Source organism: Alteromonas sp. H02, from assembly GCF_059682525.1.
Genome location: NZ_CM185021.1, coordinates 4,383,038 through 4,404,275, shown reverse-complemented (window position 1 = coordinate 4,404,275; position 21,238 = coordinate 4,383,038). Strand labels below are relative to the sequence as shown.

The 21,238-nt window shown below is 50.1% G+C and carries 18 protein-coding genes, 1 pseudogene and 1 riboswitch; of the genes and pseudogenes, 7 read left to right on the top strand and 12 right to left on the bottom strand.

Features of this window, described 5'->3' with window-relative positions; genetic code table 11:
• Positions 1–6: 6 nt before the first annotated feature.
• Positions 7–1,173 (bottom strand): methyltransferase, encoded by a 1,167-nt coding sequence (locus tag AC566Q_RS20400; RefSeq protein ID WP_499610129.1) that lies wholly within the window; start codon positions 1,171–1,173, stop codon positions 7–9.
• A gap of 29 nt (positions 1,174–1,202) precedes the next feature.
• On the opposite strand from AC566Q_RS20400, the gene AC566Q_RS20395 reads away from it, so the two are divergent.
• Together AC566Q_RS20395 and AC566Q_RS20390 are read left to right on the top strand one after the other, a co-directional pair.
• A complete protein-coding gene (locus AC566Q_RS20395) occupies positions 1,203–1,844 on the top strand; it encodes an alpha-ketoglutarate-dependent dioxygenase AlkB family protein (protein ID WP_499610126.1) in 642 nt (213 codons plus the stop codon).
• A gap of 3 nt (positions 1,845–1,847) precedes the next feature.
• Positions 1,848–2,165 (top strand): BolA family protein, encoded by a 318-nt coding sequence (locus AC566Q_RS20390; protein ID WP_105932860.1) that lies wholly within the window; start codon positions 1,848–1,850, stop codon positions 2,163–2,165.
• 22 nt (positions 2,166–2,187) lie between these two features.
• On the opposite strand, the gene AC566Q_RS20385 is transcribed toward AC566Q_RS20390, so the two are convergent.
• From AC566Q_RS20385 to AC566Q_RS20370, 4 genes are all read right to left on the bottom strand, one after another.
• Positions 2,188–3,132 (bottom strand): AEC family transporter, encoded by a 945-nt coding sequence (locus tag AC566Q_RS20385; protein WP_499610123.1) that lies wholly within the window; start codon positions 3,130–3,132, stop codon positions 2,188–2,190.
• A 207-nt stretch (positions 3,133–3,339) separates the two neighbouring features.
• Positions 3,340–3,678: a hypothetical protein gene (locus AC566Q_RS20380; protein WP_499610120.1), complete on the bottom strand. Its 339-nt coding sequence runs from the start codon at positions 3,676–3,678 to the stop codon at positions 3,340–3,342.
• Positions 3,679–3,740: 62 nt separating this feature from the next.
• Complete coding sequence (locus tag AC566Q_RS20375; RefSeq protein ID WP_499610116.1) at positions 3,741–4,034, bottom strand: TetR/AcrR family transcriptional regulator C-terminal domain-containing protein; 294 nt, start codon at positions 4,032–4,034, stop codon at positions 3,741–3,743.
• A gap of 9 nt (positions 4,035–4,043) precedes the next feature.
• The gene (locus AC566Q_RS20370; RefSeq protein WP_499610108.1) at positions 4,044–4,355 is read right to left on the bottom strand and encodes a TetR/AcrR family transcriptional regulator; all 312 of its coding nucleotides are present in this window, start codon (positions 4,353–4,355) and stop codon (positions 4,044–4,046) included.
• Positions 4,356–4,546: 191 nt separating this feature from the next.
• On the opposite strand from AC566Q_RS20370, the gene AC566Q_RS20365 reads away from it, so the two are divergent.
• On the top strand, positions 4,547–6,112 hold the full coding sequence (locus tag AC566Q_RS20365; RefSeq protein ID WP_105932777.1) for a SulP family inorganic anion transporter: 1,566 nt from the start codon (positions 4,547–4,549) through the stop codon (positions 6,110–6,112).
• Between the two features lie 110 nt (positions 6,113–6,222).
• Here AC566Q_RS20365 and AC566Q_RS20360 read toward each other — a convergent pair whose 3' ends face one another.
• The 3 genes from AC566Q_RS20360 to AC566Q_RS20350 form a co-directional block, all read right to left on the bottom strand.
• Positions 6,223–6,849 (bottom strand): thiol:disulfide interchange protein DsbA/DsbL, encoded by a 627-nt coding sequence (locus AC566Q_RS20360; protein WP_499610101.1) that lies wholly within the window; start codon positions 6,847–6,849, stop codon positions 6,223–6,225.
• Between the two features lie 102 nt (positions 6,850–6,951).
• On the bottom strand, positions 6,952–8,850 hold the full coding sequence (locus AC566Q_RS20355; protein WP_499610097.1) for a TonB-dependent receptor plug domain-containing protein: 1,899 nt from the start codon (positions 8,848–8,850) through the stop codon (positions 6,952–6,954).
• Between the two features lie 73 nt (positions 8,851–8,923).
• Positions 8,924–9,131, bottom strand: a riboswitch (cobalamin riboswitch).
• An 81-nt stretch (positions 9,132–9,212) separates the two neighbouring features.
• Entirely contained in the window at positions 9,213–11,540 is a 2,328-nt protein-coding gene (locus tag AC566Q_RS20350) for a CocE/NonD family hydrolase (protein WP_499610093.1), read from the bottom strand.
• Between the two features lie 157 nt (positions 11,541–11,697).
• Between AC566Q_RS20350 and AC566Q_RS20345 the strand changes: the two genes are divergently transcribed.
• Positions 11,698–13,764 (top strand): winged helix-turn-helix domain-containing protein, encoded by a 2,067-nt coding sequence (locus AC566Q_RS20345; protein ID WP_499610086.1) that lies wholly within the window; start codon positions 11,698–11,700, stop codon positions 13,762–13,764.
• Positions 13,765–13,852: 88 nt separating this feature from the next.
• Here AC566Q_RS20345 and AC566Q_RS20340 read toward each other — a convergent pair whose 3' ends face one another.
• A complete protein-coding gene (locus tag AC566Q_RS20340; protein WP_499610079.1) occupies positions 13,853–14,827 on the bottom strand; it encodes a serine/threonine protein kinase in 975 nt (324 codons plus the stop codon).
• A 12-nt stretch (positions 14,828–14,839) separates the two neighbouring features.
• On the bottom strand, positions 14,840–16,273 hold the full coding sequence (ccoG, locus tag AC566Q_RS20335) for a cytochrome c oxidase accessory protein CcoG (RefSeq protein ID WP_499610076.1): 1,434 nt from the start codon (positions 16,271–16,273) through the stop codon (positions 14,840–14,842).
• A 285-nt stretch (positions 16,274–16,558) separates the two neighbouring features.
• Between ccoG and AC566Q_RS20330 the strand changes: the two genes are divergently transcribed.
• Complete coding sequence (locus tag AC566Q_RS20330; RefSeq protein WP_499610073.1) at positions 16,559–16,924, top strand: hypothetical protein; 366 nt, start codon at positions 16,559–16,561, stop codon at positions 16,922–16,924.
• Positions 16,925–17,080: 156 nt separating this feature from the next.
• Positions 17,081–17,617, top strand: coding sequence for a DUF3016 domain-containing protein (locus tag AC566Q_RS20325; protein WP_499610071.1), 537 nt, complete (start codon positions 17,081–17,083; stop codon positions 17,615–17,617).
• 47 nt (positions 17,618–17,664) lie between these two features.
• Here AC566Q_RS20325 and AC566Q_RS20320 read toward each other — a convergent pair whose 3' ends face one another.
• Positions 17,665–19,425, bottom strand: coding sequence for an acyl-CoA dehydrogenase family protein (locus tag AC566Q_RS20320; RefSeq protein ID WP_499610068.1), 1,761 nt, complete (start codon positions 19,423–19,425; stop codon positions 17,665–17,667).
• Positions 19,426–19,549: 124 nt separating this feature from the next.
• Complete coding sequence (locus AC566Q_RS20315; RefSeq protein ID WP_499610066.1) at positions 19,550–20,107, bottom strand: NUDIX hydrolase; 558 nt, start codon at positions 20,105–20,107, stop codon at positions 19,550–19,552.
• A gap of 64 nt (positions 20,108–20,171) precedes the next feature.
• Here AC566Q_RS20315 and AC566Q_RS20310 point away from each other — a divergent pair.
• A pseudogene (locus tag AC566Q_RS20310) lies at positions 20,172–21,238 on the top strand (efflux RND transporter periplasmic adaptor subunit).

Below are 21,238 nucleotides of genomic sequence, written 5' to 3'. Positions count from 1 at the left end.
TTATCCTTATCGTTTTGCAGCACTAAAAATAACAAACTTGTTCTGACTGGCAAGGGTAGTAACGCCGCCAAACAAGCGTTTAAGGGTATGGTAATAATCCAGATGCCGGTTGGCTACCACAATCAGATGACCGCCTTTGTCCAGCAGTTCATAAGCATCATGAAACATCTGCCAGGCAATATGATCAGTAATGGTATTCTGCTGGTGGAACGGCGGGTTACACAGCACTTTGGTAAAGCTGGGGCGGGCTGGCTGGTCGAGTAAGGATTCCAGACAGTTACTGGCTACAAAGCGGCACTGGTTAACCTGCTCAGGGAAATTGTTTTCGACATTCAGGCGGGCCGAAGCAATCGCCATGTATGACTCATCTACAAAGGTGACCCTCGCGTTTGGTGCCACACTCAGTGCATTAAGCCCCAGTACGCCATTGCCGCAGCCGAGATCGAGCAGGTTGTCATGGTCGCTTACCTGCATATGCTCGAGTAGAAAACGCGCACCGATATCCAGCGACTGGCGGGAAAACACGTTTGCATGATTAGCCACCTGCACCGTCTGGCCACTGGGTAGTCGGCAAGGCCAAACGGTGGGGTACGGATTTTTAATTTCGCGACTAAGCACTTCGGGATCCGGCTGACAAAAAATCAGGCGGGATTTCTTTTTCGCCAGTGACGTTTTAGTGGGGCCGATGAGCTTTTCAAACAACGCCAGCACAGAGCGAGTAACGGTTTTTACTTTTGCCCCGGCGACGATAACGGTTTGCGGGCCGGCCACTTTGCGCAGCGCCAGCAACTGACTTTCCAGTAGTGCCAGGGTGCGAGGAATTTTGATGATGACCAGTGCCGGTGAGTCAGGCAAAGGGGCGAGGCAATCTTGCATTGGCACATCAGGCAGTTGGTTGGTCGTCAGGTTTTCCTTAAACGATAACTCTGCAATTTTCGAGTCAGACACCCACACCGGTTGCTCTTCAGCAAACCAACACCCCAGCGCACCGAAATCATCGTTAAAGAGTATCCACGGCTGTTGGCTGCCTGATAACGCCGGTAGCTCCTGCCCGATATGCTCAATAAGCAATTCGTCAGCGCTGTCCCAGGCCTGCAGACTCTTGTGCTGATGTTTGGCCGGATAGCGGATCAGCGTCAATGTGCGGTTAGATAGTGTAAACTCTGTGTTCATGATGTGTGGTTTGCCCGGTGTTATCGATAATGCAATTTAACCTATTTGCCAGTCAGGCGGCAGCTCTGGCGCCTGTATCACTGCCCGATGCCGATATCCGTTATCAGTCTGACTGGCTGTCGCCAGTGCAGGCTGAAGACCTGTATCTTCAGCTCCAGCAGGAATTACCCTGGCGGCAGGATACTATCAAATTGTACGGCCGAGAGGTAAAAATTCCGCGCTTACAATCGTGGCACGGCGCGCCTCATTGTGAATATACCTATTCCAATTTGCGCATGCCACCGCATCCCATGACAGCTAGTTTAACGCAACTGCAGCAACGACTGAGCGCAGAACTAAATGCGCCGTTTAATTGTGTTCTGGCCAATTGGTACCGCGACGGCAGTGATGGTATGGGGATGCACGCCGATGATGAACCCGAACTCGGCCCGCGCCCGGTGATAGCCTCCATCTCACTGGGTAGCACCCGGCGCTTTAGTTTTAAGCATTTGCGCAGCGGCGAGCGCAGCGAACTCATGCTGGAGCCCGGCAGCCTGTTGGTAATGGCTGGCGATACGCAGCAATACTATCACCACGGACTCAGCAAGACGCGCAAACCTATCGGTGGTAGAATTAATCTTACTTTTCGATATATTCCCGGAGCGGAAAACTCCGATACAGGTGAGCCATAAATGATGCAGGTAAAACCCTTTATAGAGCAGCAATTAACTGATGAACTCGCACCACAGTACCTTGAAGTGCTGGATGAGAGTTACATGCATAATGTGCCGGATGGCGCACAAAGTCATTTTAAGGTTACTGTTGTCAGTGAGGCCTTCGAAGGACTTCGCCTTATTGCCCGTCACCGCCAGGTGAATGCGCTGGTGGCTGAAGCACTAGCCGGGCCGGTTCACGCCCTGGCTTTGCACACCTATACCCCGGCCGAATGGCAAAAGCGTAACCAGACGTCGGTAGATTCGCCAGCGTGTCTGGGCGGCAGCAAACTCGGCTAACTACCGTTAAGCGCAGTAACGATTAAAGCAGCCCCTGGCCAGAGAGAAAATCGAACGCCGCAATCGTCAGGGGCAATGACAATACCGTGGTGATGGCGATGATGCTGGCCGCCAGTCGGTAATCCCCTCCAAGCGTGCGTACCATAACGTAACTGGCAGCGGCCGTGGGTGCGATAGTCATCAGTAATACAATGCCCAGAGGCATGCCGCGCAGCCCGGCAGCGTAGGCTAAACCGACCATCACAGCCGGATAAAACACACATTTACTCAACGAACTAAGACTAATATTAAACCAGTCCGCACTGAATGAGCGGAACTGCAATGAGGCGCCTGTACACAGCAAGGCCAGTGGTAAGGTAAGTTGTGCGAAGTATTCACCGGTGGTGGTTAGCAATACGGGCAGACGCCAGTCGAAATAAGAGAAGGGTAACGCAATAACAATGGCTATTATTAGCGGATTCTTCACAATACCTTTTATCTGTGAAGTAAGTGAGCGCTTGCCTTCCTGATAAAAATTGAGAATAAATACCGATAATACATTAAACAAAATGGTGACCATACCCAGATAAACAGAGGCGGCTGCCAGACCATCATTGCCGTAGGTTTGTGCGCAATAAGCCAGACCAATAATACCCATATTGGCCCTGAAGCCGCCCTGGGTGACCACCCCGGTTGCCTGGCGATTCGGCACCATCAGATGACTGGCTAACATCAGCAGCAAAAAATAGCCCAGCGTGCCGGTTAAGCCGGTAATGATCAGTACCGGATTCGCCGCTTTACTGAAATCAGCCTGACTGATGGAGATAAACAATAAGGCTGGCAGGGCCACGGTAAACACCAGTTTGGAGCCGGTGGCGACAAATTCATCATTAATAAGTTTGGCGCGCAATAATACATTGCCCATGATAAGTAATACGAGGACCGGGCCAATAACAGTAATGGCAAAATCAAAGGTGGATGCTTGCATAACGGTTGAGAATCCCGAAAAGGCAGTGAAAGCGATTTTGAAACAACAGCATACCACCAATTTACGGGCGCTGGGCAAGGTTAATGCATTAATCCTTGCATCAGGTTGTGAAAAAGTGAAAGAGCTACAGCTCCGCAGCTGAGCTTTGTAGCTGAACGCTTTTTACGCAAATGTATGAATCTGGTATCGAAGCAGTAACAGTCAAAATTACTCAGATGTCGCAGAGGGTGACTCTGTTGCGAGTACTTCCTGTAATCCTTTCTGCATAAGTGCGGTGCGGCGCTGATTAATCATTTGCCGCGAGATAATCAGCCCGAGCAATAAGGCAGCTATGGGCAGCCAGCTGCCATAACCAAAAAACGAATACAAAATACCACCCAGGCCAAAAATCATAAATACCGGTAGTAGCCAGCAATACATTTGGAACAGGCGTTTTGCCGGGGGATTGAAACTGGTGTCGCGGGCTTTTTCCAGCAAGGTAAACTGCTCATGACGTTCGCGATCGGCGATTTCCGAGAATTGGTCGATGTATTCTTTAATATCCATAACTGACGTTTCGACGTTATTTTTGCTGCAAAGTGTAGGCGCAGCGAATTCACAATGCAATCCTACGGCAGGCTAACCTGATTAAGTAAGATATCCACGGCTTCAGAAACCCACTCAGCAATAATGTTCTGGTCGGGGATAAAATCCGGATGCAGCAAACAATACATCTGCGATTGACCCCGCAAAACAGTAATAAAGTCGGTCGCCAGACGCAGCGGCTCGCAACCGTTATCAGCCAGCTCATGCTTTTGCAGGGCGCGGTTAACTGCTTCGGCTATCACCGGCAGGATACTGGCGGGCCCGGCATCGTAAAAGGTTTTCGCAAGCCCGGGGAAGCGCGGCGCTTCAGCAACCACGGCGCGGAATTAGGCCTGATTCTCTGGTGCTAGTAATAAGGTTAGGTACGCTTCACCAATACGAAACAGCGATTCTGAAAAATGCGTATCGGGCAAACTAATGGCTCTGACCTGTTCAATAAAGTGTTTGCACTGGGTATTCACCACCGAGGCAAATAAACTCTCTTTGGTGGGAAAGTGATTATATAAGGTGGTTTTGGAAACGCCGGCTTTTTTCTGGATCAGATCGGTAGTGGCGCCATTGTAACCGTACTGCAGAAAATAATGACAAGCCGCTTTGATTATGGCCTGAGTCTTTTGCTGTTTGTTATTGAGAGACATGAAGTTTTTACTATCTGAGGTGTTAACGACTATGGTAATGACTTACCCGGCTCAGGCAATGCTCTACGGGGCAGCTTTGACTGAGTTTATCGCATCGGGCGGCAGATTTTTACAAACTGTTAAAGGACAAATGAGCCTGGTAATGGTAGGATCGCCGACCGATTTTTAACCACCTCAGTGCTGAGATAGTAATGTTTGATATCATCACGAGTAAAGAAAGTAACGTAAAGAATGACGTGCTCTCAGGAATAACCGTTGCCCTGGCACTGGTGCCCGAAGCCGTTGCTTTTGCATTTGTTGCCGGCGTTGAGCCGATGATAGGCCTGTACGCGGCATTTATGATGGGGCTGATTACCTCTGCCATTGGTGGCCGTCCTGGCATGATTTCCGGTGCAACCGGCGCGATGGCAGTTGTTATGGTTGCCCTGGTTGCCGAACACGGTGTCCAGTACTTGTTTGCCGCAGTGTTATTGGCCGGTTTGTTGCAAATATTATGCGGCGTATTTCGCTTAGGGAAGTTTATTCGCCTGGTGCCTTACCCGGTTATGCTGGGCTTTGTAAACGGCCTGGCTATCGTAATTTTCCTGGCCCAGTTGGGGCAGTTTAAAGTCACTGGCGCACTGGGTACCCAGGAGTGGATGAGCGGCACTATGCTCTACATTATGCTGGGGCTGGTTGCATTAACCATGGCAATCATCTACTTATTGCCAAAACTGACCAAAGCCGTACCCGCATCGCTGGCGGCGATTATCACTATTACATTGCTAGTGCACGGACTGGATCTGGAAGCTCGCACGGTTATCGACTTCGTGCGCGACATGCTCCCGGTTGACCAACGCGACAGCGCCACCCTTGCGGGCGAGCTGCCAACGTTTGCTATCCCTATGGTGCCATTTAACTGGGATACGCTGATGATCATCTTACCAACCTCGGTCATTTTATGTCTGGTGGGTTTGATTGAGTCACTGTTAACCCTCACCCTGATTGACGAAATGACCGATACCCGTGGCCGCGGTAACAAAGAATGTATTGGTCAGGGTGTTGCTAACACCGTGAACGGTTTCTTTGGTGGTATGGGTGGTTGTGCCATGATTGGCCAGAGCATGATTAACATTAACTCTGGTGGTCGCGGACGCTTATCAGGTATCACCGCAGCAGTAGTATTACTTGGCTTTATTTTATTCGCTGCACCGCTGATTGAGATGATCCCGCTGGCAGCACTGGTTGGTGTAATGTTTGTGGTAGTAATAGGCACCTTCGAGTGGGCATCGTTCCGCATAATCCGTGGCGTTAATAAGGAAGATGCTTTTGTCTTGTTCCTGGTAACCGCCGTTACCGTTATTGCCGACCTGGCGATTGCCGTGGTGGTTGGGGTAATAGTTTCTGCGCTGGTGTTTGCCTGGAAAGCGGCTCGCTATGTTGATTCGAAAACACACATCGATGACGACGGCTGGAAAGTCTACGAGCTGCGTGGCCCGGTATTCTTTGGTTCAGTAAGTCACTTTAAAGAGCTGTTTGACGTGGCTAATGACCCGGAAGATGTGGTTATCGACTTTAAGAACAGCCGGATCTGGGATTCATCAGGCATTGATGCGCTGGATGGTCTGGCCGATAAATACGAGCAGGCGGGTAAGAAACTGCATATCCGTCACGTGAGTCAGGAATGCCAGAGCTTGCTTAACAAGGCTGGTAAATTCGTTGAGATAAACGTTAACGAAGACCCTCGCTACCGGATAGCAACCGACAAACTGGCCTAACCGGCCAGCCCAAAATAAAGGGGTCAGAGAAAATCAAGGGGTCAGAGTAAATTATTACTCTGACCCCTTGATTACCTTGATTAGACCCCTTGATTAGGAGCAAAGTGCTTTTAGTCGCGTTTTGCTGCCAGGTAGTTAAACAGTTCCAGGCGTTCAGTTGGCGTCAGGTCACGGCCAATCTGTACTTTATATTTACCGTTAACAATGAAGGTAGGCACCGAGCGCACTTCGCGGCGGTAGTCTTCTACGACTTTATTGTTTTTGCCCAGCATTGATTTAACGCCAAAGCTTTTGGCCAGCTTATCGAATTTTGCTGAATCCACACCGTTGATAATAAAGATGTTACGGATGTCTTTCATGCCAGTAATGGTGGCACGTTGTTTATGGATATAGTTAAAGATTGCGGCGCTCAGCTTGTCTTCCTGCTTCAGTGCCTTGGCGATTAACATACCTGTGGTCACTTCATCCTGCACTTCCTGACTGGCGTAAGGCATGAAGTTAACGTGGACCTTTTCGAACTTAACACCGTCATCCAGCGACTTTTTAAGTTCGGCTACGAATGGCTCTGTGCGGTAGCAGTGCGGACACCAGTAGGAGAAAAACTCGACGACTTGTGGCGAGTCACTTAAGGGCTTATCGATTTCTTCGTAATGTTTACCTTCTTCCCACTTAACAGCGGCAGAGGCCTGTAATGGAATCAGCAATGCTAGTACAACCCACAAAGCAAACTTCTTCATTCGAGTGTTTTCCTTTCTAATTCAAATAAACGTTGAGATTATCATACCGCTAAATAATCGCCTAGTCAGTGACGACCAGGCGAATTAAACGGCGATTAACGGTTAAAAGCGATAGCTGGTATGCACCAGGAAACGCCGCTCTGCACCGCGGTAGCCAATGATATCTTCATAGTCTTCAGACAATGCATTATCCACTCGGACCCCAAACTGCCACTGTTGGTTCCAGTCATAGTTCACGTTTATGCTCGTTAGCCAGTACGGATCAAGACTGAGAACTTCGCCGCTGAATGACGTGGGCGGGTAAAAGATATCCTGACGCACGCCGGTGTAATCTGCTTTGATATAAACAGATAAACCCTGAACCGGTAATGAATGGCGGTAGGTTACCGAGCCGGTGTGGTTAGGGCGACGCAGTTCAACCGCCTGATCGGCGCCATCACCGCTGGTGGCATCCAGATAGCTGTAGTGGGCAGTGAACTGCCAGGTATCAGCAACCCATTGCAGCGATGCTTCAAAGCCGTCGCGGCGGGAATCCTGACTGGCATTGGCCACCGAGCTTAAGCCACTGGCGCTATCCCATACACTGGTGATTTCGTTTTCCAGGCGCGTAGAAAATACGCTGAAATCGGCTGAAAGCTGACGGCTGAACTGGCTTTGCAGTCCCACTTCAAACTCCCGGCTTTGTTCTGGCTTGAGATCAGGGTTACCAATAAACTGGGCCGGATAATAGCCGAACAGCTCAGTGAAGTTAGGGGTTTTAACAGCCTGGCTGATGCTGGCAAAAACATTAACCTGACGGCTCAGGGCATAGTGTGCACCGGCGCGATAACTCCAGGCCTTTTCGAAGCGATCGTTATCGTCGTAGCGTACGCTGAACTGCGTAGTCAGCTCGTCTGTGCCCAGCCCGGTTAACTCCGCAAAAATACTGCTGGTGCTGTCATCGCCGCGGTAGTTCGGATCGCCCCAGTCAGCCGGCCCGCGCTGTTCGAACTCGCGACGGAGTAGCTCAGTGCCAATAGCAAACTGGGCCACGTCGGTAGTGATAAATTGAGTCCAGTTGAGCTGCTTACGCTCTCCGGTAGTACCACCAGCGTCGAAACCGCTGGTCAGGTTGTCGTTATCATCCTTGTGGTACTGGGCTTTAAGTTCGCTGGTATAGCCTAACTCAGCGATAGCCAGGTTCCACTGTAAGTAGGAGGTTAACTGGTCGCCATCGGTAACGTTGTCGGCATCCGCTGGCAGGCCGGTGGTGAAGTCGCTTGCATCATAGTCGTTGCGATAATCAACCATACGTGTACCGGCCATAAAGGTGTTACTGGCGGTTGCCTGCCAGTTCAGTCCAAAGCCGGCGGTGGTATTGCGGTAACCGTCGTCTTCGCCGCCGGTACGCGACACATTGTCGCCATCGGTATTAAAGTGATTGGCGTACAGAGACACATTCAGGTTGTCCAGCGACTGCTGAGTTGAGACGGAAGCACGATAGGTGCTGGCGTTACCAATACCAGCACTCAGTGACGTGTTGTCATTACTCTCACTGCCCGCTTTGGTTGTGATGCTAAGTACACCAGACACCGCACCGCTGCCCCACAGTGCACTTTGCGCACCACGCAGTAATTCAACTCTGGCAATATTATCAGCGGTGAGATGGGCAAAATCTACCAGGCCACCCTGGCTGAGATCGTTTACAATCACGCCGTCGATTAGTACCAACAGGTGATTGGTTTCGCTACCACGCAAACGCAGTTCGGTTAGTGAACCGGGGCTGCCTGACTGACTCAGACTCACGCCGGGCATACCGCGTAATAAATCAGTTAATTGAGTAGCACCTGCAGCCTGAATATCTTCTTCGGTAAGGACTGAGACGGAGGCCGCCAGTTTATCCAGGCTAACCGGTAAACGAGAACCGGTAACAGTAATGGTTTCTACCGAGGATTGCTGGGCGCTGGCAATATTCGCGGCGCACGCAAGGGCTACCGCACAGGAAAGGGATCGAATTTTCATAAAAGGCTCTTTTAACAGCACTCCCGCCGAGTGCTAAGACGGATAAGAAGTGGCAAACGGCCCGTTGTGAGCAGTTGCCGACGCAGCGCAGGCCGGTCTCCGGGCTTTCAGTCATGCCGTGGCATGAATTCCCGCCTTCCCGATAGTCGGTGGCGTAGGGGAATCGTATTAACATGTGCATGCAATACGTGATTACCGTTGCGGGGGCAGCGTAAGCTTTTCACTTACTTCCCGATTATCCCGATGAGTTAACATCAGGCACCTGAGCGGGCGGGATTATAACGGGAGCGCCAACGGATAAATACCCCCGTGGGTAAAAATGCAAGCTGATCCGCGCTGTGAACCTATGACTTTATGTGCCTTCATTGATTGGACCAGGGCTTTAAAGGCAGCATGATTTGCGTGTCATTGTGCCATTCTATCGTTAGCGGCTCACCTGCATCGGCACTGCTTTCGGCATTAACCGGCTTGCCGGAACCATGATTCACCTGGGCATCCTGATTTTTGTTGACGTTTAGCACGATTGCCAGTCGGCTCCCTGGCTCAAGTAGCTTAGCCGTCATCCGCGCATTTACTATAGGCAGTGAGGTTTTCTTTCCCGGTGTAAGTAATTGTCGTTGTTGCATAGAGTGGGCATAGCTGGCCCTGCTGCGATAGGTATTTAAGTGAAACACCTCACCTTCTGCCGATATGGCATAAAAGTTATAGCCAATATCAACATCCTGTTTGTTGGTGCTTATCACAATATTGCCGGTTATCGCTCCGGCCAGTTCCATCGATGACGTAAAAGGGTCAGTTATATAGATAAGGCCGCCATCGTCGATTATCTCCTGCTGGATAATCGGCCAGGGGCTAACGTTGCGCTGAGTGGTGCGATCGGCCATATCAACGGTCATTTTTATACTCGACGCCATGGGTTCCTGTGCGGTTAACAATGCATAGTTGCCATTGGCCTGCGGTGTTGTGCTCAGGTAATACTCTGTACCCTGTGCATTAAGGCTTGCCAGCGACTCGGCATGCCGCCATTGATTGCTGCCCATCAGCTGATAATTGACCGGGTGGCTAACCAGCTTTGGAATGTCCTTATTAAACAGCAGGTGATCAAACCAGCCAAACACAACCTCTTCGGTGTCTTTGTCGAGCGCTACCGGATCGAGTTTATAATTGCTGTAGGTTTGCCACACTTTACCCTGCGCGGTGCCATGAGAGTACGGACCAATTAGTAAGGTGTGATTGGCGTCAGGATTATACTGCTCGTGGCGTTTCATATAATCGAGCGCGGATATCTGGCCACCGTCAAAATAGCCGGTTACGGTTAACACCGGAATCGTGACCTGGCGATACTCCTCACCAACCGGCACCATCGACTGGTAATAACTATCGAAATCAGGGTGAGACATCCAGCGTTGCCACCAAGGGTTTGGCGTACCATCAATATCCGGCAATCTGGTTATCGGCAGGCCGCTTTTATAAAAGCGGGAAAGTAACTCTGTACGCTTAGCCCAGTCTGCGTAAACAGTATCATCCATGGTGTTATTGTTAGTGACATGGAATGCCCACTCATAATTGGCAGTGAGCACAATATTGTTTTCGTAGGGCAAACCCGTGATCATGCTGGCCGCCGTATAGGGTGCCATGGCTTTCAGCGCTTTTGGCATGTGCTTAGCCGCGGCCCATTGGGTGAAGCCATTATAGCTCCCGCCATACATCACCACCTCACCATTACTCCAGGGTTGTTGGCTGATCCATTCAATAACGGCAGCGGCATCTTCGCCTTCATGCTCCCAGGGCGCAATAGTATTGGTGCTCAGGCGTTTGCCTCTGGAATTCGCGATTAGGCCAATGTATCCATGGGCTGCTGCATGAATAGCCGTAGTGAGATGCGAGCGCTCGTCGGCATAAATGGTGAACTGCATTGCGGTGGGCAAGTGATGGGCTGATTTTTTCGGTCTGACGATGGTCAGAGTTAATTCCACTCCGTTGGCAAACTTCACCAACCGGGCAGGTTCAATATGATATCGACGCTGGTTTTCGGCGGCAATTATCTCACTGCTTAGTGGGATGACAGATTTTAGTACGTGGTACAGATGGACGTTGGTAATTAAGGATATTACCTGTTCTTCGTCCAGCATAGGCAGAGCCTGATACTGCTTTAACAGGTTAATGACATAATCCAGGGCTCTCTGCACTGACCAGCCAAGCGCGTCCTGTAACTGATATAAGCTCTCGTTGTTGAGTTCACCGACCTTTTGTTTAATATGCTTTTTGAGCTTGTCAGCCAAGACAGGCCCGGGCACTTCAGGGGCTTGAAACAGGACTTCATGGAATAAACGATAGTGGCTATATGACAAGCCATTTTTCTCATTCGCCAGTAAGGTGAGCAACGCCTGATGCTGGTTTCGTACTGAAAGTAGCGCGACCCGGTTAAATAATGTTTGGCTGTTGATGACGTCAGCAGATAAATCCGTGGCAAGCGCCACAAGTTGTTGGTTAAAAGTGTTGTTATTCAACAGGCTAACTGCTGCGCCCTGACTGGAGAGTTCACTCTTTGTTAAGGCAGCAGGGGTAGGTATTTTATCAACTGCTGCCCAACTAGCCTGGGTGACACTGGCAACCAACAATAGATAAAAAGGCGCCATAATAAGCCAGGTTTTTATGTGGTTTATGATACAACAAGCTAACGTCAACACGTTTTTCTCCTTGAATGTAAGGTTCGTTAAATAATGACTAACAGCCTAAATAAAAAGAGAAAAAAGAAATGACCGGACGATGATTTTTGATGATTTATGGTGATCCCACGCAAACCAACGTGGTATTTTTAGCCAAACAGCGAAGCAGGGCACTCTCATGCGCTGGCAAATAGCCAATTATCAATTTTGTGAACAACAGCAGACGTTATCCTCGCCTTCTGAGACGTTGCAGCTGGAGCCCATGATGGTCGAGTTGTTGGCTTATTTTTGTCGGCACCCCAATGAAATCATTAGTGTTGATCAACTGATTGACCAGGTCTGGCAGGGCCGGGTTGTCACCGACAATGCGGTTAGCCGACTGATCACCAAATTGCGCCGCGCCTTTGCTGACGATGCCAGACAGCCCCGGTTTATTGCGACATTTCCTAAGAAGGGGTACAAGTTTGTGGCCCGCGTAGTGGTGATAAACGAAGGTGCTTTTTCACGCGCAGAAGAGCCTGCCAGTGCTACAGATACTTTACCTCAGGCTGGATCAGCTTCCCCGAAGGCCGATACATCGCGGCTTCAACTGTGGGGGGGAGTGGGCTTTCTTGTTGTAGCCTCGTTGTTGATATTCTGGCTTGCCTGGCAAACGCCGCAACCATCAGCCAGCTTCGCCCGGGCACTGACTTCCCGTGATGGTAATGAATTTTTTCCTTCTTTCAGTGCCGATGGTACCCGCATGGCGTTTATGTCGGTGAAAGAACGTCGCTTGCGGCTGGTGGTTAAAGATCTCACTAACGGGCAGGCTCTGGAAGTCACCCCCCCGGATGGGCTGAATACCGGTCCTGGCGACTGGAGTCAGTATTCAGATAACCTGGTTTACCTGGCGGCGTCAGATGAACGCTGTGAATATTACATTCGTGAGTTTAACGGTTTAACTCCAAAAGAGGCCCGGCTTATCCACCGTTGCCCGGCTGGCAGCTACGGCAAAATCCTGTTTACCCATAACGACGAGCGAGTGGTCTTTAGCGAGAATAGCGGGCCAGGTACGCCTTATTCGATTTATGAACTGGATTTGACTACTCAAACGAAACGGCGGGTCAACCAGCCGGACATTTACCTCTCTGGTAACAGTCAGTTTGATATGCATCCCGAAGCCAATCAATTGCTTATTTCGTCGCCGGATAAGCAGCAGTGGGAGGGTTTTTATACGCTTGATTTGCAAACTAATGAACTGAACTTATTGTTTAAACAAGACGCCTATATCTGCTGTGGAATTTGGGATCACAGCGGAGAGAACGTTATTCTGATGGGCGAACACCCGGCTTATCAGTTGCTGAGTTACAACTTGTCCGGCGGTAATCGGCAGGTCGTTTATTCTGGCAGCCGCCGGATAAATCAACCAAACCGATTTAATAATGGTGTGGATTATGTGTTCGCGTCCGGCGACAAGCACAGCGATATAGTAATGCTTGAGCTGACCACGCACCAAATCAGTATTGTTGCGAATGATACGGTTGATGAAAGACTGGCCAGGTTCTCCACCGCACAGCACGCCGTAGCCTATATCAGTATGGTTTCAGGCAAAGAACAGGTGTGGATTTATGATACTCGTTCTAAAGCGCGACAACAGGTTACGGCGTTTACCGATAACCGTCATTATCTGGATCTACAATGGTCATTAGATGATCGCTACATCGTTGGCCTTACTTTCAACGAGCTGCATCTAATCAATGTGAAAACCGGCGAAGCAACTATTGTGGATTTTCCGCAAACTGAAATTCGAGGGGTGTCATTTAAATCGGCGTCTGAATTAAGCTTTAGTGCCAAAGAAGGCGAGCGCTGGCGCGTGTACACTTACAATCTGAGTAATCAGACTGTGTCGGCAGAATCGCCACAATGGTCTTTTATTCAGTTCAGAGCGAATGGCGCCGATACCTTATGGTATTCCCACGAGCAAAAGCTCTATTTCTCTGACGAGCAGGTTGCGCTGAGTGATCAGGATATTCCTGTGCAGAAACTACTCGACGGACGTCAGTGGAATCTTCGCAAGCAGGCACATCATTGGTATTGGTACAACCCTGATCTGCCAGGCCAGATTTACCGCTACAATCAACAAACTGCTGAGCTTGAAGTCATTGCCGAGGCCAGAGTGGGGCATTTCGATATCCGCGAAGACAAGTTACTTTATATTCAAAGCAGTGAGTTGCAATCTAACCTGTTCAGAACGGTAAGTCAGTAAGACGCCTCGGTATGGCCAATCATCAGGGCTGTTACGCGCAGATCTTTATGAAGGTTACCGTAACAATACGCTGTTGGCTTTAAATCAGTCAATACGGCACAAGAGAGAGTGGCGGCTCCTGCAACGTGGCAAACTGCTCTTTCAGTGCCAGGATTTGCTGCTCCCAGTAGCGCTGTTCGGCAAACCAGGGAAAGGCTCGTGGGAACGCTGGGTCTTCCCACCGGTCAGACAGCCACGCCATGTAATGCACCATTCGCATGGCCCGCAATGGCTCCATCAATGCCAGTTCCTTACTGTCGAACTCACAGAACTCCTCGTAAGATTCTATTAGTGTTTCAAGCTGCATCTGCTGCTGCGTGCGGTCGCCGTTGAGCATCATCCATAAGTCCTGAACCGCCGGACCCATGCGGCTGTCATCAAGGTCGACAAACATCGGGCCGTCACGCCACAGAATATTACCGGCATGGCAATCGCCGTGCAGACGAATAAGTTTACCTGGCTGATACAACGCTTTGGTGAGTTCAATTACCTGATCGAGTATGGTGAAAAACGCGGTATGTAGTGACTCCGGTAATAGCGTACTGCTGGCAAGGGTTTGCCTTGGTTTGGTCAGGAAGCTTTCAATATCCATGGTCGGACGGTGCGTAAAAGGCGCACTGCTGGCGACCTTATGCATGCGGCCAATAAACCGGCCCATCCATTCCAGGTGATCGAGATTATCCAGTTCAAACTGACGGCCGCCCACGGAATTAAATAAGGCAAAGCGATACTGCTCAGCAAAATGCAGTGTTTCGCCCTGATGGGCAAGCGGGGCTACCACCGGGATTTCAGCATCGGCAAGCGCCTGGCTGAAGGCATGTTCTTCAAGAATCTGTTCGTTAGTCCATCGCTGCGGGCGATAAAACTTCACTACATAGCGCTTTTGTTCATCGCTTAAAAACTGGTAGACCCGGTTTTCGTAACTGTTTAGCGCAAGGAGTCCTGATTGAGGAAAAATGCCGCACTGTTCCAGTGCGGCAAGGATCATATCGGGTGACAGTTCGGCAAAGGTAAAGTCACTCACATTAAGGCCTGTTTATCGATAAAGGAATTTCGATGGCTCGCTAACCTCTACAACAGTGCCGTCTGCTTCGGTGGTGGAAACATTAAAGTATATTTCGGTAACCCGGTCAGACAGGTTGTAGGGATCAGTTGCGACAGATACAGGCAGGCTGTATACCTCGCCGCCACCCACGGTAACAACTTGTTCGCCAATGTACTCGTATTCCGCCAAACCTTCTACCTTAATTGTATAAGTGTGCTCGGTTTGTGATTTATTAAGGACCTTCAGGGTGTACACATTCTCGATGTCGCCGTTCATATTTTCGCGGTACAGGGAGTTACGGTCGCGAATAATATCCACTTCCAGGGGCACCCGGGTCACGATATCTGCAACCAGCAGACCGCACATTACCAGCAGTACCACCAGGTAGCCTACCAGTTTAGGACGAACGATATGGGTGGTACCGCCAGCCAGCTCGTGCTCTGAGGTAAAGCTGATAAGCCCTTTGGGATAGTCCATTTTTTCCATTACGCCGTTACAGGCATCCACACAGGCACCACAGTTAACGCACTCGTATTGTAAGCCGTTACGAATATCGATGCCGGTAGGGCACACCTGCACACAAAGGTTACAGTCGATACATTCGCCGAGGCCTTTTTCAGCCAAGTCTTCATGGGCCAGTTTACGAGAGCGTGGGCCACGCTGTTCACCGCGGCTGGCGTCGTAAGATACGGTAAAGGTATCTTTATCAAACATCGCTGACTGGAAGCGGGCATAGGGGCACATGTGGGTACACATAATTTCACGCATCCAGCCCGCGTTACCATAAGTACACACGGTAAAGAATATAATAGAGAAGCCGGCCCAGAAACTGGTGTTGAAGGTAAAGAAGTCAACGTACAGCTGAGCCACCGGAGTGAAGTAGCCAACAAAGGTCATGGCCGTGAGCAGTGCAACCAGAACCCAGGCAGTATGCTTAGCCGCTTTGCGCCAGAACTTATCGAAGTCCATTGGACGTTCGTCGAGCTTAATGCGCTTATTACGGTTACCTTCGAAAAACTCTTCAAACCACACATATATGTATGTCCAGGTGGTTTGCGGGCACATAAAGCCACACCAAACCCGGCCGGCAAAGGTAGTGATAAAAAACAGCGCGAAGGCAGACACAATAAAGATATAAGCCAACAGCGTCAGATCCTGTGGCCACAGGGTCAATGAGAAAATCGTAAAGCGCTGATCCATAATATTCAGCAGCACAGCCTGATGGCCGTCATACTGGATCCAGGGGATGGCGACGAATAAGGCAATAAAAAAGAAGCCGAAGAATCGACGAAAGTTTTCTAACGGACCTTTAACCGACCGTACGTAGATTCGGTCGCGCGCTGTATAGCGTTTCGACTCGTCGAGTTTTTTGGGTTTGTGAACTTTTACCGGAGTAACATTTTTCACCGGGATCTGATCGTTCATGGGACTACCTTCATTGAAGCTAAACATGATTACGGCAGCAGTATACCTGTCATATATTAATTTTACTTAATATAGATCAATCGCAGTCTGATTCGCCGCGGCGACAGTGTAACGCATTTTTTAGGTGTACACACTTGGTGCCAGTCCTGCGACAAAAAGGTTTGGCGAAAAAATGAACTATCCTGATCAGCTATAACTCTTAATAACTACGTATAAATCACGTACCTTATTAAATGGTTAGACGTGGGATAAACTTGGCTCATTAGTTTGGGAGAAGTATAAAGCATGTTTCGTTCAATCGCTGTCATCATTGAAATCGCTATTTTGGTAGTGGTATTACAGCTACCGTTTGTTCAGTATTTATTTTCTGACGTTCAGGCTACGCTGAGTGACTGGATGGAAGAGATCGCTACGCGTGAAGAGCGCCAGCAGCTGGCTGAAATTAAAGACAGCCTGGCAGTGCAGTACTCGGCCATGCGTCCTTACCAGAAAGATTATCTCGATACGGTGCTGTCCTCACGGGTCAGAACGCTGCAATTCTACGATGCTTATTGTGAAAATACAGATAGAAATCCGTACATCCATGGCGTGACACTCCACACGTTTTGCTCTGAGATTCGCCGTTCACCGGTGTTGAATACCGACACGTAAAATAGTTGATTCCTCCTGTTCATCCTCGGTTCAGATGAAGACTGATAGACTCAAAGCTACGATAAACCGTTAAACTTTTTGCCGGTTTATTGTTCTAATGGTTAGATGAGTACGTATATACTCTGATTTCGAACCAAACCTTTGGGGGATCCTACAATGCGAAATGTAACAGCGTCGTGGTTACTGGTACCTGCACTCATGGTATTTTCAGGCGCCAGTCTGGCCCAAAAAAGCACTGCTGAGCCGGCAGAGACGAAGGTCGAAATTACCTGGCAAGACCCCAAGTCGTACACCGATGTCAGACCAAGTAACGAGTCGCGTAAAAGTTTTCGTAACCGCGTATTTAAGTCGCTGGATAAATACTTCAATAAACTGGCAGAAGCCTTGCCGGAGGAGCAGACACTTGAAGTAACTGTGACGGATCTGGATTTGGCCGGGCAAGTCTGGCCCACCATGCGCGCAGGCGCTTTCGACATCCGTATCATCGATACGGTGTATATTCCACGCATGGAGTTTAGTTATCAACTTAAAGAAGGCGACAAAGTGGTGAAGTCTGCCGACGTAAAGATTAAGGAGATGGCTTTTATGAATCGAATAAGTCGCGCCCACAGCAACGATCCGTTCCGCTACGAAAAAGACATGATCAAACGGTGGTTTGATGATGAATTTGAAGACACCATCGCGAAAAACTGATTGTTAGAAAGGCCGCTTAAGCGGCCTTTTTATTGGTCTTAACAGGCTTACAGATAATCGAACTCACTGCCCTCAACGGCCAGTAGGGTGTCTGCAGACTCCAACAGCGCAGCTTTATGGGCGGCGGTACGAGGCAGCAGCCGCTGCATATAAAAGTCACAGGTTTTTTGTTTACCTGCGGCCAGCACCGGATTATCGCCCTGTGCTGCACAATCTGCCATGGAATACCATAATACGCCAAGCAGGCAGTAACCGCTGTAGGCCAGGTAATCACAGGCGCTACCCGCAGCATCCACCACCGAAAAGGCTTTTACCTGTAACGAGGTCTGATACCATTCGTCCAGTAAGGCCGATGCGTGCTGCCGGGCTTCGCCGTTGGCCATGCCGGCGACTAACTCTGCAAAAGCGTTACGCGTAGCCCCCAGCATGTCGCCGCGGTCGCGGGTCAGTTTGCGGCCAATCAAATCGAGTGACTGAATACCGTTGGTGCCCTCGTAGAGCATGGCGATGCGTACATCGCGCATAAGTTGTTCCATGCCCCATTCACGAATATAACCATGACCGCCAAAAACCTGAATTCCCAGGCTGGCGGACTCTAAACCGGTATCGGTCATAAACGCTTTGCAGATAGGCGTTAAAAATTGCAGGATAGCCTCGGCATTGTCATGCGTTTCGCCGCCTGAATTATGCGCTATGTCCATATATTTGGCATACAACATAGCCAGTGCCCGGTTACCTTCTGTCAATGCTTTTTGGGTGAGCAGCATCCGCGCAATGTCGGGTTGGTAAACGATTGCATCTGCTTTGTCATCCGGTTGTTGTACGCCTTGTGGTGCGCGGGATTGAAGACGTTCTCGTGCATAAGTCAATGCGCCCTGAAAAGAGGCCTCTGAAGCGCCCAGTCCCTCAAGACCCACCTGAAAACGGGCATCATTCATCATGGTAAACATGCAGGCCAGACCACAGTGTGGCTCGCCAACCAGCCAGCCTTTAGCGCCGTCGAAATTCATTACGCAGGTGGGACTGGCTTTTATTCCCATTTTCTTTTCCAGCGCACTGGGCGCCAGGGCGTTCCGCTCGCCCGGATTGCCGTTGGCGTCGAGCAGGAATTTAGGCACCAGAAACAGGCTAATGCCTTTCACACCAGCTGGTGCATCCGGTAAGCGTGCCAGCACCATGTGCACGATATTTTCAGTCCAGTCATGATCGCCAGCGGTGATGAAAATTTTACTACCGGTTATCTTGTAACTGCCATCACCATTTGGCTCTGCCTTGGTCGATAGCAGACTCAAGTCACTGCCTGCCTGCGGTTCGGTAAGGTTCATGGTACCGGTCCACTGGCCGCTGACCAGCTTTTCCAAAAACTGTGCTTTCAGTTCATCAGAGGCATGCTTGGTAACTGCAAGCACGGCACTTTCGGTAAGCATGGTGGTTAGCCGCCAGCTTAGATTGGCCGAATTCAGCATTTCATGCACGGGCACGGCCATGGAATAGGGAAGACCTTGTCCGCCATACTCAATATCGCCGAGCATGGCATTCCAGCCGTTATCCACATAACTTTGATAGGCTGCAGCAAAGCCATCGGGGGTGACTACCTGGCCGTTGTTTAGCTTACAACCTTGTTCGTCGCCCTCACGGTTGAGCGGCGCGACCACGTCAGTGGCAAATTTGCCGCCTTGCTCGATAACCTCCAGTGCCAGTTCCGCATCGAATTCTTCCAGTCCCAACGACTGATATAGTGCATCAATTTTCAGCCAGTCTTTCACCAGAAAAGTAAAATCAGCGAGTGGCGGGGTGTATGCCGGCATAACATTCTCCTTTGTTCAATCAGGTCTGATTGTTTGGTGGTGTTACCATACAACGCCTGTATGAAATGCAAAATCACAGTGTGTCATTAACTTGAGCCAGCGCAATAAAGCAACAACCGGCTGGCTAATCTGCCCCTCCTGCCTGTACAAACGCATCACGGAGTGGGATCAGATCATCATTAAATCTCAATGCTTCGTTGGTTATTTCAAATGGGTTTACCCGAATCAGCTCGATTACTTCTATTTTAGCCCAGCCTGGAGCTGGCACCTGCTCGGCCAGTGCCGCCATGGAGGCCTCGCCTGTGCAATGGAACACTGGCATTCCTGAGGAGGAATAGGTAAGCAGCTTGCCCACCTCGAGGTTAAACCCGGTTTCTTCCCAGGTTTCCCGATGTGCAGCACAGCGCAGACTCTCGTCGCCCTGAGTACCGCCAGCCGGGAAATCCAGTTTGCCGGACAATCGGTGCCTGACCATCAACACGCTATTGTCTATGCGAATAAGACATGCTGCAGCAGTGACTTCTGGTGAGGGAGATAATGGACTGGCATTTTCAGAAATTCTGCAGCTCGGTGCAGACGGGGGCAGGGGTTGGCAACCGAAAAACGTTAAAACACTGATTATTGCTGTTAAACGCGCTCCCTTGCTGAGGTTATCGGGTAAAATTAAGCCGTTGGTTAACATTTATTATTAAGTTCCGGTGCCCGCTGATGACGTTAATCTGGGTACCAGTATAGCAGGATTGATTATGGCATTGGGTAAAAAGCTGTCGCCGCTGTTGTTGGGTTTGGTGTTACTGGTTGGGTTGCTGGCTTTTTTAAACTGGCCTCAGGAGCAAGCCGGTCAGACGATGGCAAAAAAACTAACGCCGGTTAAGGTTTACGAAGTCAGCAATAAATTGTTTCCGGTTACCATCGATGCACTGGGCACCGCCACTGCGAATGAATCCGTGACCCTTACGGCTCAGGTAGCCGACACGGTAACCGTGTGTTATTTGACGACGGTGATAAAGTCGAAGCCGGTCAACTGCTGGTACAACTGAACAATAAAGAAGAAGTCGCCCGGGTAGCGCAGTTACAGGTAAGCCTTGAAGAGTCAAAACGCCAGCTAAGCCGGATCAAAAACCTGGCCCGCACCAGCGCCGCTTCGGAGCAATTACTGGATGAGCAGCAGGCCCTGGTAAAATCCCTTGAAGCGCAAATAGCGGTTGCCAATGCGCAATTGGATGACTTGCAAATCAAAGCGCCATTCAATGGCCGCCTTGGGATCCGTCGGGTCAGCGTCGGCTCGCTGGTTCGTCCCGCCGATGAAATTACCACGCTGGATGATATCAGTGTTATCAAGGTGGATTTCAACGTGGCTGAAAACCATCTTGCCAGTATGGCTATCGGCCAGAAAGTAACGGCTACGTCGGTAGCCTATCCGGGCCGTGAATTCAGTGGCGAAATTGTCGCCATGGACTCGCGTATCGACCCGGTTACCCGCTCTATTTTATCCCGCGCTGTGATCAATAATCCCGAGGCGGAGTTGCGCCCGGGCATGCTGATGCAGGTCACCATCGAAAAGCAGGTTCTCGATACGTTGGTGATCCCCGAAGAAGCCCTGGTGCCTAATGCCGATAAGCAGTTTGTATACGTGGTGGCCGAGAATAACCTGGTCTCCGAGCGCGAAGTAATGGTTGGTGAGCGTCGCCCGGGCTGGGTGCAAATCGTTAGTGGCCTGAATGCGGGCGAACACATTATCGTTGAAGGCACGCTGCGGGTACGCGACGGTTCTGAAGTAAGAGTACTTAATCGCGATACGCTGGAGAGCTAA